This window comes from Actinopolymorpha sp. B17G11, assembly GCF_040196095.1.
In the GTDB taxonomy this organism is placed as follows: domain Bacteria; phylum Actinomycetota; class Actinomycetes; order Propionibacteriales; family Actinopolymorphaceae; genus Thermasporomyces.
Map to the genome: position 1 here is coordinate 47,657 of NZ_JBEFTW010000009.1, position 12,795 is coordinate 60,451.

Annotated in this window: 9 protein-coding genes; 5 read left to right on the forward strand and 4 right to left on the reverse strand. The window is 70.0% G+C overall.

Translation table 11 applies throughout. The features are described from left to right. Nucleotides 1-24 precede the first annotated feature (24 nt). From ABN028_RS12035 to ABN028_RS12045, 3 genes are all read left to right on the forward strand, one after another. The gene (locus ABN028_RS12035; RefSeq protein WP_349696654.1) at nt 25-2,499 is read left to right on the forward strand and encodes a glycoside hydrolase family 31 protein; all 2,475 of its coding nucleotides are present in this window, start codon (nt 25-27) and stop codon (nt 2,497-2,499) included. A gap of 189 nt (nt 2,500-2,688) precedes the next feature. Then, complete coding sequence (locus ABN028_RS12040) at nt 2,689-3,132, forward strand: HNH endonuclease (protein WP_349327137.1); 444 nt, start codon at nt 2,689-2,691, stop codon at nt 3,130-3,132. Between the two features lie 95 nt (nt 3,133-3,227). Beyond that, the gene (locus ABN028_RS12045; protein WP_349327138.1) at nt 3,228-3,968 is read left to right on the forward strand and encodes a class I SAM-dependent methyltransferase; all 741 of its coding nucleotides are present in this window, start codon (nt 3,228-3,230) and stop codon (nt 3,966-3,968) included. 90 nt (nt 3,969-4,058) lie between these two features. Here ABN028_RS12045 and serA read toward each other — a convergent pair whose 3' ends face one another. Beyond that, on the reverse strand, nt 4,059-5,279 hold the full coding sequence (gene serA, locus ABN028_RS12050; RefSeq protein WP_349696655.1) for a phosphoglycerate dehydrogenase: 1,221 nt from the start codon (nt 5,277-5,279) through the stop codon (nt 4,059-4,061). Nucleotides 5,280-5,440: 161 nt separating this feature from the next. On the opposite strand from serA, the gene ABN028_RS12055 reads away from it, so the two are divergent. Further along, a complete protein-coding gene (locus tag ABN028_RS12055; RefSeq protein WP_349696656.1) occupies nt 5,441-6,823 on the forward strand; it encodes an MFS transporter in 1,383 nt (460 codons plus the stop codon). Between the two features lie 76 nt (nt 6,824-6,899). Here the strand turns inward: ABN028_RS12055 and ABN028_RS12060 are convergent, their stop codons facing one another. Further along, nucleotides 6,900-8,183, reverse strand: a complete 1,284-nt coding sequence (locus ABN028_RS12060) for an MFS transporter (protein WP_349696657.1) — start codon at nt 8,181-8,183, stop codon at nt 6,900-6,902. A gap of 192 nt (nt 8,184-8,375) precedes the next feature. On the opposite strand from ABN028_RS12060, the gene ABN028_RS12065 reads away from it, so the two are divergent. Further along, a complete protein-coding gene (locus ABN028_RS12065; RefSeq protein WP_349696658.1) occupies nt 8,376-9,488 on the forward strand; it encodes a GlxA family transcriptional regulator in 1,113 nt (370 codons plus the stop codon). A 132-nt stretch (nt 9,489-9,620) separates the two neighbouring features. Here the strand turns inward: ABN028_RS12065 and ABN028_RS12070 are convergent, their stop codons facing one another. Together ABN028_RS12070 and ABN028_RS12075 are read right to left on the reverse strand one after the other, a co-directional pair. Then, nucleotides 9,621-10,640, reverse strand: coding sequence for a LacI family DNA-binding transcriptional regulator (locus ABN028_RS12070; RefSeq protein ID WP_349327146.1), 1,020 nt, complete (start codon nt 10,638-10,640; stop codon nt 9,621-9,623). A 192-nt stretch (nt 10,641-10,832) separates the two neighbouring features. Beyond that, entirely contained in the window at nt 10,833-12,752 is a 1,920-nt protein-coding gene (locus ABN028_RS12075; RefSeq protein ID WP_349327148.1) for an acyl-CoA dehydrogenase family protein, read from the reverse strand. Nucleotides 12,753-12,795: the final 43 nt, after the last annotated feature.

Genomic DNA, 12,795 nt, shown 5'->3' on the forward strand with positions numbered 1-12,795 from the left:
TTCTGAGTCCGGAACGGAGTACGCATGCAGCCGATCGGGTTCCCGTCGTCCGAGCCCGCCGAGAAGCCGCCCTCGTGGTGGGGTGGCTGGCTGCGCCACCTTCGCCTGCGCGCCCGGGAGAGCGTCTTCGACCGCATCCATGCCTTGTGGAAGTCGTTCCAGCTGATCGGGTGGCGCAACAGCATGCTGGCGGTCTCCTACAGCCTGCGCCGCGACCGGCTCGACCGCGCGGTGGCCCTGGACACCGGCCCGGCGCCGGCGCGCGAGCCAGGCGTACTCCAGGCGGCCGAGACGGTCCCCGGCGGAGCGCGGTTCTCGTTCACGACCGGGCCCGGCGGCGGCGCGGAGGCGGCCTCGGCGACGGCTCTCATCCTCGAGGTCCGATTCCTCGCAGGTGGCGGCGTCTTCGTCGGCTGGGACGGTGTCGCGCCCACGCCGTCGTACTCCCTGGGTACGTTCGAAGGCGCCGACGCCACGCAGATCGACTACGCCACCGACAGCCAGCTGACGCGGGCCGGGACCGGCTGGTCGGTGCATACGCCCGCTCTCGGTGTGGAGGTCGGCGCCGCCGGCGCGTTGACGTTCCGGACGGGGGACCGAGCGGGCGACGACGTTCCCGACGTACCGCTCCGGCATGATGCCGCACCACACTGGGACGGCGCCGCGTGGACCCATCGCAGCGTGCTCGACAGCGATGCCGCCGTGCTCGGCCTCGGGGGTCGAAGCGCGCGGCTGGACCGCAAGGGTCGAACGTATCGGCTGTGGAACTCCGACCCGGGCGGCACCTATGCACTCGGCGACGACCCGCTCTGTCTGTCGATCCCGGTCTACACGGTCGTCGCGGACGCGGGCTGCCACCTCGCCTTCTACGACAACACCTGTGACGGCACCACCGAGGTCGGCGAGGAGATCGTCGCGCGGTTGAACGGTGGGCCGCTGCGCTACTACGTGTTCGCGGGGGAGCCGGCGGCGACACTGGAGCGCTACACCGCGCTGACCGGGCGCCCGGCGCTGCCACCGCGGTGGGCGCTGGGTTACCACCAGTGCCGCTGGGGCTACGCCAGCCAGGAGGTCGTGACCGAGGTGGCGGAGCAGTTCGCCGGCCACGACCTGCCGGTGTCGGGCCTCTGGCTCGACATCGACCATTCGGTCGACAACCGGCCGTTCACGATCGACGAGACCCGCTACCCCGATCTGCGCGCCCTCACGGCGACCTTGGCCGAGCGGGACACCCACGTCGTGGTCATCGCCGATCCGGGGATCGCCAAGCAGCCAGGCGAACCGACCTACGAGGACGGCCTCGCCGCCGACGTCTTCTGCCGCGACGCCAGGGGCCACGTGATCACTGGCGTGGTGTGGCCGGGTTCCACGGTGTTCCCCGACTTCACCGCGCCCACCGCCCGGCAGTGGTGGAGCGAGCGCTACGACACCTACGTCCGACTCGGCGTCGACGGCTTCTGGCACGACATGAACGAACCATCCGTGTTCGCCGCATGGGGTGACGGGACCCTGCCGTTGTCGACGCGGCATGACCTCGACGGCAAGTCCGGCGACCACCGGGAGGCGCACAACGTCTACGCCCTGCTGCTCAACCATGCCGGCTTCGCCGGTGTGCGCAGGCTGCGGCCGGAGCGCCGGCCGTTCCTGCTGTCGCGGTCGGGGTTTGCCGGCATCCAGCGCTACGCCGGCACCTGGTCCGGCGACATCGGGACGTCCTGGGAGGGCCTGCGGATCAGCCTGACGTTCACGCTCGGACTCGGCTGCTCCGGGATGCCGTTCTCCGGCCCGGACATCGGCGGCTTCGACGGGCATCCGTCCGATGAGCTGTACGTCCGGTGGTTCCAGCTCGGCGCCTACTTGCCGTTCTTCCGGGTGCACTGCGCCGCCGCCCTGCCCGCCCGCGAGCCGTGGGCACTGGGGCCTGAGGTGCTCGCCCAGGTCCGTCCGGCGCTGCGGGAGCGGTACGAACTCCTGCCGTACTGGTACACCCTTGCGTGGGAGGCGCACCGGACGGGCGCACCGTACGTCCGGCCGCTGCTCTGGGCCGATCCATCCGACACGGGCCTGCGCTGGGAGGACGACCAGTTCCTCCTGGGTGAGGCGATGCTGGTGGCGCCGGTGCTGGCAGAGGGAGCCCGCGAACGCACGATCCGGCTGCCGCGCGGACGCTGGTACGACCGGCGGACCGGCGTCGCCCATGACGGGCCTGGGCATGTGACCGTCGAGGCGCCGCTCGACGAGACGCCTGTCCTGGTGCGGGCGGGTGCCGTCGTCCCGGTGGACAAGGACGGCACGGTGGTTCTGGAGGCGTACCTCCCCGCCGACAGCGATCCGGGGCCGGGCGGGTCGCTCGTGAGCGACGCTGGGGACGGCTACGAGCCGCCGGTCGAGGAGCGGTTCACGATCGCCGTGGGAGCCGATGGCGAACCGGTGGTGGCCTATGACGGTCCCGCCGACTCACTTCCGTACGACGTCCGCTGGTTCCGCGGCGACAGCTGAGCCGCCCGGTCCGGTGAGAGCGCCCGATCTGGCCATCTTCGGGACGATTCGTCGCAAACCTTCCCGCGGTACGCCGATTCGACCATGGATGAGGTCGTCGGGTTCTCAACCCTGGAGCAACTGGTTCGAGTCCTCGCCCGTCCGGTCCCTCTACCATCGCAGGCATAGACCGTAGAGGAGGAGGATCTGGTGGAGACCGTTCTCGTCATCAACGCCGATCTCGGACCGCTCCACCGGGTCAGTCTGCGACACGCGGTCGGCATGCTGGTCCGTCGAGTCGCCGAGGTGCATGAGGCGGTGCCCGACCGGCTTATCGGCGCCTGGCCCCGTCCGACTGTGGTACGCCTCGTGCGGTACGTCGTCACGCGATGGCGCTACAACTCTGGTCCGTCCTGGTCTCGGCGCGGCGTCCTCGCGCGGGACCGAAAGAGGTGCGGCTACTGCGGTGGTCTCGCGGACACCGTCGATCATGTCCTACCCCGCTGTCGGGGCGGGAAGAACACGTGGACCAACACCGTCGCAGCGTGCGGCGGCTGCAACGGCGCCAAGGGAGACCGCACGCCCGTCGAGGCGGGTATGAGGTTGCGGTGGGCGCTGGTAGCCCCGTCGTGGGCGGCTCTGGCTCGGCGCTGATCGGGCGGTGCCTCGGCGGCCTGGCATCGCGTCGGCGGGCCACCTGCTCGGGGAATCGAGGCGACATTGCGTGATCTCGCCGCGACACTGTCCGCATGCCCCGGCGAGAGTACAGCGACGACTACACCGACCCTCGCCTCGCGGTCTTCTACGACCAGCTCAACCCTTGGGGGCCGGATCTCGACTTCTACCTCAACCTCGTCATGGCGGCAGAGTCCGTGCTGGACGTCGGTTGCGGCACCGGCAGTGTGCTTCGGAGGGCGCGCACGGCCGGCCACACCGGGCGGCTGGTCGGTCTGGAACCCGCAGCGGCGATGCTGGACCAGGCCAAGTCATGTACCGATGTCGACTGGATCCTGGGCGACCTCCGGACCGCTTCCTACGGTCAGGAGTACGAGCTCGTCATCATGACCCGTCACGTCTTCCAGGCGTATCTCACCGACGACGAGATCGCGGCGGCACTCACGGCGGTCCAGGCAGCGCTGACCGACGGTGGCCGGTTCGCCTTCGAGACGTTGAACCCCGGGCTACGCCCTTGGGAGACGTGGACGAACCAGGCGGAGGTCGTCGCCTCCGATGGCGCCGTGGTCAGCGCCGCGAACACCAACCCGCGGCTGGTGGAGCGCGGGATCGTCGAGGTGGTCGGCCGATTCGCCAGCCCACACTGGGAGTACGAGGTGCTGTGCCCCAGCCGCTTCCGGTTCGTCGAGGTCGACGAGCTCGACGAATTCCTGTCAGAGGCGGGGTTGGCGGTCATGGAGCGCTACGGCCTCTGGGATCGGCGTCCATTCACCGAGCAACTGCCTGAGATCATCACCATCGCCACTGGCGCTTGATCGACGAGCACGGTCACCCGGTGAGCGACGGCGGCGCTGTAGTCGGGTGCGGCCTGGGTTGGCGGTCGGCCGCATGGGCGGTCGGTGTGGTCAGGAGAGGTGGCGCAGACGGATCGTCTCGGGCATGTCCTGGAGGGTACGCACGACATCGGACTCGGCCGGCGCGCCGATGTCGGTGATCACGTACCCCACCTCGCCGCGGGTGCCGAGGAACTGGCCCTCGATGTTGACGCCGTGCTCGGCGAGAACGCCGTTGATCGTCGCGAGTACGCCGGGTGTGTTGACGTGGACGTGTGCCAGCCGGTGCGTACCCGCCCGTTCCGGTAGCGCGAGCTCCGGCAGATTGACCGAGAGCGACGTGGTGCCGTCCACGGCGTAGTGCCGCAGCTTCGAGGCCACGAATCGGCCGATGTCCTGCTGCGCCTCCTCGGTCGATCCGGCGACGTGTGGGGTGAGGATGACGTTGGGCAGGCCGCGCAGCTCGGACTCGAACGCCTCGCCACGCCGCTTCGGCTCGCGTGGGAACACGTCGATCGCGGCACCCGCGAGATGCCCGGACTCGATCCGCTGCCGCAGCGCGGCGTGGTCGACGACGAACCCGCGGGAGAGGTTGAGGAAGAGCGAGCCCGGCCGCATCCGCGCGAACTCCGCGTCGCCGAAGATTCCCCGGTTGCCCGGCCGTCCGTCGACGTGCAGCGTCACCACGTCGACCGACTCGAGCAGCTCCTCCAGGGACGCGCAGCGCGTCGCGTTGCCCAGCGCGAGCTTGTCGGCGATGTCGAAGAAGGAGACCGACATTCCGAGGGTCTCGGCGAGGACGGAGAGTTGGCTGCCGATGTTGCCGTAACCGACGATGCCGAGCCGCCGCCCGCGGATCTCGTGGCTGCCCGCAGCCGACTTGTCCCAGATGCCCGCGTGCATGTCGCGACTCTTGTCGGTGAGCCGCCGGGTGAGCGCGATGATCTCCGCGATCGCCAGCTCCACGACACTGCGGGTGTTGGAGAACGGGGCGTTGAAGACCGCGATCCCGCGCTTGGTCGCCGCCGGCAGGTCGATCTGGTTCGTACCGATGCAGAACGCACCCACCGCCACGAGATCGCTGGCCTTGTCGAGGACCGCCTCGGTCAGCTGCGTCGTCGACCTGATCCCCAGCAGGTGGACGCCGCTGATCCGGTCCGCGAGCTCATCCGCGCTCAGTGCTCCTTCGTACGTCTCGACCTTGCATCCGGCCGAGGACAGCAGTGTGGTCGCGTCGGGGTGGATGTTCTCCAGCAGGAGGGCGCTGAGTTCGTTCGTGGCGATCGGGCTCATGGCTCCATCGTGCCGCGCCGGGAGTGACCCGGCAGCGCGGGGGCGGGCAGCGCGGCAGGGCCGGGCTGCTGGTCGAGTCGGGCGTGAGGGAAGTTGTATTGACAACTCGGGTGAGTCCGGGAGGATGGGGACGTGGATGCCGACATCGCCTCCGCAGCGGGGTGAGCGCCGTCCGGTTGACTCCCACCCGAGTGTCGTACGGCTGGTGGATCGTCGCCGCTCTGGCGCTGACGACGACCGCCGGTTACGGCGCACTCGCCTACGCGTTCGCGGTCTTCCTCGTCCCCATGCAGGCCGACCTGCACGCAAGCCGGACCGCGCTGACGGTGGCCCCGGCCCTCAGCCTGCTCACCTCCGCGGCCGTCGCCGTTCCTGTCGGGCGATGGCTGGACCGGAGTGGAGGGCGACGGCTCATGGTCCTCAGCTCGGTGCTCGCCACCGGCTGTCTGCTCGCCTGGTCGCGGGTCGAGAACGTCGTCGCGCTGTACGCCGTCTTCGTCGGGCTCGGCGTCGCGGCGGCGGGTGTGCTCTACGAGGCGGCGTTCGCCGTGGTGGTCACGTGGTTTCACGGCCAGCGTCGCGGGACTGCGATCCTCGCGATCACGATCGTCGGAGGGTTCGCCTCGACGATCTTCCTGCCGTTGTCCGGTCTGCTGGTCGAGTTCTACGGCTGGCGGCAGGCGCTTGTCGTGCTTGCGGTCATCTACGGCGCCGTGACTGTCCCGCTGCACCTGGTCGTACGCCGACCGCTCGCCCTTGTCGGTGCCGACGAGCCCGGATCCGGCGGTACGCCGAGCATCGCCAGCCAATCCGTCACCGGTTCGGATGCCCGGACGGATCGGGCCAGTACGGATCGGGCCAGTACCGAACGGGCCAGTACGGATCGGGCCAGTACGGATCGGGCCGGTACCGAACGGGCGCGCACGGATCGGGCCAACGCCGACCAGGACCCGGCGGACCGGCGTTCGGCCGCCCTGCGCACGGCGTTCGGTGATCCGGCGTACTGGCTGATCGCCGTGTCGTTCGTCGCCCAGGGCATCGGCACCTTCGTCATCAGCGTTCATGTCGTCGCGTACCTCACCGAACTCGGTCACGCGCCGACCACCGCCGCCACGGTCGCCGGCCTGCTGGGAGTCCTGTCGGTGACCGGGCGGGTGGTGACGACGGCAGTGAGCCGGCGCGTGCGCCTGACGGCCGTCGTCGCGGCGATCTTCGTCCTACAGGCGATGGGGACGCTTCTCCTGCCCTGGGTCGGTGACCGGCTGGTCGGCGCGATCGCCTGCGTCCTGGCGGTCGGGATCGGCTTCGGCGTCGGGACCATCGCCCGCCCCGCGCTCGTGGCCGATCGCTACGGTGTCGCTGCGTACGCGACGTTGAGCGGTCTGCTGGCGGCGTTTCTCATGGTGACGAAGGCGGCCGCACCGTTGGGAGCCGCGTGGCTGCACGCGCAAAGCGGGACCTACACGGGGGTGATGATGATCTGTACGGCGACCAGTGTGCTCGGGGCGGTCGGGCTGGTCGCGGTCGGGCGACGCCCTGCATGACGGTTGACCCGCGACCGTTGCCGGTGCCCGAGCCGCGGGCCTGGATCGTTCTCGGGGACGACGACGTGCCGTCCCGTCAGTGTGCGCTCCCGACGGATGGCCGGGGCGTCGGCGGATGAACGCCCACCCGCGCCGAGAGCGCGGCGGCGACGAAGCAGAGCAGTCCAGCTCCGGTGAACGCCAGGACGTAGTTCCCCGTCGTGTCGCGCAGGACCCCGGCTGTGGTGGCGGCGATCGCGGCGCCGATCTGGTGGGAGGCGAAGACCCACCCGAACACAACGGGACCGGCACTGCCGAAGTGCTGGCGGCACAAGGCGATGGTCGGCGGGACTGTTGCCACCCAGTCCAGCCCGTAGAACACGATGAAGACGAGCAGGCTCGGGTGTGCCGTGTCGTCCATCAGGAAGGGGAGCAGGAGCAGGGAAGCGCCGCGAAGGGCGTAGTACATGGCGAGCAGGAAGGGCGCGGGGAGGCGGTCGGTGAGCCACCCGGACAGGACCGTACCCACGATGTCGAGGATCCCGATGGCGGCGAGCAGTGACGCCGCGACCGGCTCGGCCATCCCGTGGTCGTGCGCCGCCGGGATGAAATGGATTTGGATCAGGCCGTTGGTCGACATGCCGCAGATCGCGAAGCCGCCGGCGAGCAGCCAGAACGCGCGCGTGCGTACGGCACCGGCGAGGACTCCCAGCGCCGTCCCGGCTGCCGGATGCGGGGTCGGCACCGCGTCGGCGGCCGCGACCGGGGCGTCGTCGGGTACGCCGTAAGGGCGTAGTCCTACGTCCTCCGGCCGGTTCCGGATGACGAGCAGAACGAGGGGCACGACCGCCAGGGCGGCGAGCGTGACCACCAGAGCCGCCGCACGCCAGTCCGACCACACGACCAGGCTCGCGAGCAGCGGAAGGAAGATCAGCCGGCCGGTGGCGCCGCCGGCGGTGAGGATGCCCGTCACGAGGCCGCGGTGGCGGACGAACCACCGTCCGGTGATGGTGGCGACGAACGCGAGGGCCATGGCGCCGGTACCGAGCCCGACGAGGACGCCCCAGCACAGCACCAGCTGCCAGCTCTCCGTCATGAACAGGGTGAGCCCGCTGCCGACGGCGATGAGGACGAGGGCGCCCGCGAGGATCCGGCGGATGCCGAAGCGTTCCATCAGGGCGGCCGCGAAAGGTGCGGTCACGCCGTACAGCACGAGGTTGATCGACACGGCGAGCGAGATCGTGCCTCGCGACCACCCGAACTCCTCCTGCAGCGGGGTGACCAGGACGCCGGGGACAGCGCCGAAACCGGCGGCGCCGACGAGCGCGAGCAGCGCGACGCCCGCGACGATCCACGCCCGGTGGATGCTCGGGCGCTTCATCCTGCCGCGCCCGCGGGGGGACCGCGGAGCGGCGGGATGCGGGACGGACAGAGCGGGACCGGCCGGGCCTTGTCCTGAAGAATCGGGTGTGGCGGGATCGCGAGGTTCGGTCGGCGTCACGATGACCAGCCTGTCCGTTCCGCCCGCTCGTCGGCCAGTGGCCCGAAAGCCATCATGTGAAAGAATCCGGCCATGCCCGCTACGCCAGGTCTGCCCGGCCGACCGGACCCGCCAGGCCCACAAGATCTGCCAGGCCCACCAGATCTGCCAGGCCCACCAGATCTGCCAGGCCCACCAAACCTGCCGGACCCGACGGCCCCGACAGACCGGACGCCGGTCCGGCCGCATCGGGTCGCCGTTCTCGCGATCGACGACGTGGTGCCGTTCGACGTCGGCACGGCCACGCAGGTCCTGGGTTCGGCCCGCGACTCCTCCGGCCTGCGGCTGTACGCGGTCCAGGTGTGTACGGCAGACGGCGGGCCGGTGCGTACGACCGCAGGGTTCCACCTGCAGCCCGAGTACTCCCTCGACGTGGTGAGCGACGCCGACACGGTGCTCGTACCAGGAATCCACCACGGTCCGGCAGTGGAGGACGGAACCATCGACCCCAAGGTCGCGGAGGCACTGCGCGCGTCGGCCCAGGCGGGAAGGCGGCTGGTGTCGATCTGCACGGGGGCGTTCGTCCTCGCCGCGGCAGGCCTGCTCGACGGTCGCCGGGCGACGACCCACTGGAAGTACGCGCGGCGGTTCCGTCAGCTCCATCCTCGTGTGCGGCTCGACCCTGACGTGCTGTTCGTGGACGACGGTGACGTGCTGACCTCGGCCGGGGTGGGTGCCGGCATCGACCTCTGCCTGCACCTGATCCGCGGCGACTACGGAGTAGAGGTCGCGAATGGTGCGGCACGCACGTGCGTCGTACCTCCCTGGCGCGACGGTGGGCAGTCGCAGTTCATCGAACGCCCGCTTCCACCGGTGGCGGGCTCGACGACCGAACCCACGAGGGCCTGGATGTTGAGCCGGCTCGGCGAACCGCTCGACCTCGCGACCATGGCCAGGAACGCGCGGATGAGCGTGCGGACCTTCACCCGGCGCTTCCGCGAGGAGACCGGGCTGAGTCCGGGCATCTGGCTCGTCCGACAGCGGATCGAACGCGCGCGGCACCTGCTCGAGGAGACCGATCTGCCCGTCGACCAGGTGGCGCGTGACGCCGGATTCGGTACGCCGGCGTCGATGCGCCAGCACCTGCGGACGGCGCTCGGCGTGGCACCGCTGGCTTACCGGCGTACCTTCCGTGGCGTTTCATGATCATGCGTCACTCATGGCCGTTTCCGGCGCTCGGAAGAACCGCTCGTGACGCATGACCATGGTCGGAACCTGATCACCCGGCGTTTGGTGGAGGCGTCCGGGGGTAGCCGCGCGGGCCGACACGTCCGGGCGTCACGGGTGGCTTGACGTGGTGGCTGCTCGCTTGAGGGAGCTCGCGCGGACGTGCAGCTCGGTGGGCAGTACGGTGACCGACGGCGCCCGGGTGGGCTCGGCGATGCGGCGCAGCAGCAGCTCCGCCGCGGTCCTGCCGATGTCGTACGTCGGCTGGGTGATGGTCGAGAGCGGGGGCCGGATCAGGGCCGCACAGGGTACGTCGTCGAAGCCGAAGATCCCGACGTCCTCGGGAACCCGGACGCCCCGGTCGGCCAGGCACTCCAGGACGCCGACCGTCATCAGGTTGTTCGTGGGGAACACCGCGTCGGGTCTGGGCGTGTGGTCGAGCAGGTCGGCCATCGCGGTGTAGCCGCCGGTCTCGCGAAAGTCGGCGTACTTCACCAGGCGCGGGTCGACGGCGCGTCCGGCCGCCTCGAGGGCACGGTGGTATCCCTCGAGTCGCTGCCGCGCTGTGCTGATGTCGCGGGGGCCGGTGATGCAGGCGATCCGCGCGAAACCCTCGTCGATCAGGTGGGTGGCGGCGAGCTGGGCGGCGCGTTCGTTGTCGACCGTGACGATGTCGACGGAGGCGCCGCGTACCTGCCGGTCGATGGCGACGATGGGCACCGAGGCGTCCACCAGGTCGCGGACGTGTTCGCCGTGGCTGGTCGGGGAGATGATGACGCCAGCTATCTGCTCGGCGAGGATCGCGGCGACATATCCCGCCTCCTTCGCGGGATCCTCGTCGCTGTTGCAGAGCACGACGGAGTACCTCGAGGTCTGGGCGACGTCCTCCACACCACGCACGAGGGCGGTGAAGAACGGGTTGTTGATGTCGGAGACCAGGACGGCCCAGAGGTTGGTCTGGCTCCGGCGAAGGCTCCGCGCGAGGGCGTTGGGCCGATAGTCGAGCGCCTCGGCTGCCGCGCGCACCCGATCGGCCAGGGCCTGGTCGACCGTCTGCTTGCCGTTGAGGACGCGGGAGACGGTCGAGGGCGAGACCTGGGCGTGGCGGGCGACATCGTAGATCGTGGGCATCGCAAGGGCAGCGTAAAGCATTCCGCGGGCCCTCACCGCCGCGCCGTCCCTGCCGCCGGGGCGAATGACCACGCTGCCCATGCCCCCTGGGGCGAATGACCACGCTGCCCATGCCTGCGGTACCCCAGCCAGGCGTACACGCCTGTCCTGGGCCCACTGGCATGGGCAGCGTGGTCATTGCCGCCGCCGCCGTCAGATCATCCGGCGGGCGAGGTTCTCCTTCTGCGAGTCTCCCGGCGTCCAGGACGCGATCCACGGTGCGTCGGGATACAGATGGAGTACGCCTTCCTCGAGCCAGGTGTAGCGGCCTTCGAGGATCTGCTTGGCCAGCGCGTCGTCACTGGAGTCGGCGTTGCGCCAAAGCCGCGTCAACAGCTCCTTGACGCGGACCCGTGCCTGGGCGCAGAAGGCGTCCGCCAGCTCGTAGGCCTCCTCACCGCGGGCGGGATCCTCCCGCAGGAGCATCTCGGCGCGTACGCATGCCGCGGTCATGGCGTAGAGCTCCGCCCCGATGTCGACGACCCGCGCGAGGAAGCCCTGGCGGAACTCTAGCTTGCCCTGCCAACGTGCCATCCCGTAGAACGTGTTGCGGGCCAGCTTGCGCGAGGAGCGTTCGACGAACCGCAGGTGCGGTGCCAGCGTCCCGAACTCGTCATAGGAGAGCGGGAACTGCCCCTTTCCGGCGATCAACCGTGGCAGCCACTTCGCGTAGAAGCCGCTCGCCTTCGCCGCCGCCCGGAACTTCGCGTCCGCGTGGGCGTGCGGGTTGGCCAGCTCGCCGGCCGCCTGCAGGTGGGCGTCCACCGCCTCCCGCGCGATGAACAGGTGCATGATCTCGGTCGATCCCTCGAAGATCCGGTTGATCCGCATGTCGCGGAGCATCTGCTCGGCCGGGATGGCACGTTCGCCCCGTGCGGCAAGGGACTCCGCGCTTTCATACCCGCGGCCGCCCCGGATCTGGACGAGTTCGTCGACCATCGTCCAGGCCTTCTCACTTGCGTACAGTTTGGCGATCGCCGCCTCGAGCCGGATGTCGTAGGTTCCGGCGTCGGCCATGTTGGCGGAGAGTTCGAGAATGCTCTCCAAGGCGTACGACGTGGCCGCGATGAACGAGATCTTGTGCGCGACCGCGGCGTGCTGGCCGATCGGTCGTCCCCACTGCTCGCGCTCGGCGGACCACTCACGCGCGATCTTGAGGGCCCACTTGCCGGCGCCGGCGCACAGTGCCGGGATCGAGAGCCGGCCGGTGTTGAGTGTCGTCAGGGCGATCTTGAGGCCCTGGCCCTCCTTGCCCAGCCGGTTCGCGGCAGGCACCCGCACCTGGTGGAAGCGGGTCACGCCGTTCTCGATGCCGCGCAGCCCCATGAAGGCGTTGCGGTTCTCGACGGTGATGCCAGGCGAGTTCGCCTCGACGACGAACGCCGTCACACCACCCCGGTGCCCCTCCCTCTCGGGCACCCGGGCCATGACGACGACCAGCTCGGCGACGACACCGTTGGTCGTCCAGAGCTTCACCCCGTCCAGGACGTACTCCGAACCGTCCTCGGATGGCATCGCGGTCATCGACAGCCGGGCCGGGTCGGAACCGACGTCGGGTTCGGTGAGCAGGAACGCGCTGATCGCCCCGCGTGCGCAGCGGGGGAGGAACTCGCGCTTCTGCTCCTCGGTACCGAACATCTTGACCGGCTCGGGGACCCCGATCGACTGGTGGGCAGAGAGCAGCGCACCGATGCTCGGGTGGACCGAGCCGGCGAGCATGAGGCCCCGGCCGTAGTCGAGCATCGACAGCCCGAGGCCGCCGTACTCCTCGGGAATCTTCATCCCGAAGACGCCCAGCGCGGCCAGGCCCTTGGCGTACTCGTCGGGGATCCGGGACTCGCGCTCGATGACCTGGCCGTCGAGAGTCGCGCAGTACGCCTTGAGGCGTTCGAGGAAGGCCGCTCCCTTCGCCGCCTTGTCCTCCGGCACGCGGGGTGCCGGATGGACGAGGTCGAGGCGAAATCGGCCGAGGTACAGGTCCTTCGCGAAGCTCGGCTTGACCCAGGTGGCCTCGCGGGCCGCCTCGGCGACAGCGCGGGCGTCGACTTCGGAAACGCGGCGGGTCTGGCTCATGGCTTCTCACCCTTTCGCCTGTTGCTACCCACCAGTGTTACTC

Excerpts from the sequence above, each read along its gene's own strand:
- ABN028_RS12035 (WP_349696654.1), top strand. The coding sequence starts at position 25 with ATGCAGCCGATCGGGTTCCCGTCGTCCGAGCCCGCCGAGAAGCCGCCC.
- ABN028_RS12045 (WP_349327138.1), top strand. The coding sequence starts at position 3,228 with ATGCCCCGGCGAGAGTACAGCGACGACTACACCGACCCTCGCCTCGCG.
- serA (WP_349696655.1), bottom strand. The coding sequence starts at position 5,279 with ATGAGCCCGATCGCCACGAACGAACTCAGCGCCCTCCTGCTGGAGAAC.
- ABN028_RS12060 (WP_349696657.1), bottom strand. The coding sequence starts at position 8,183 with ATGAAGCGCCCGAGCATCCACCGGGCGTGGATCGTCGCGGGCGTCGCG.
- ABN028_RS12065 (WP_349696658.1), top strand. The coding sequence starts at position 8,376 with ATGCCCGCTACGCCAGGTCTGCCCGGCCGACCGGACCCGCCAGGCCCA.
- ABN028_RS12070 (WP_349327146.1), bottom strand. The coding sequence starts at position 10,640 with ATGCCCACGATCTACGATGTCGCCCGCCACGCCCAGGTCTCGCCCTCG.
- ABN028_RS12075 (WP_349327148.1), bottom strand. The coding sequence starts at position 12,752 with ATGAGCCAGACCCGCCGCGTTTCCGAAGTCGACGCCCGCGCTGTCGCC.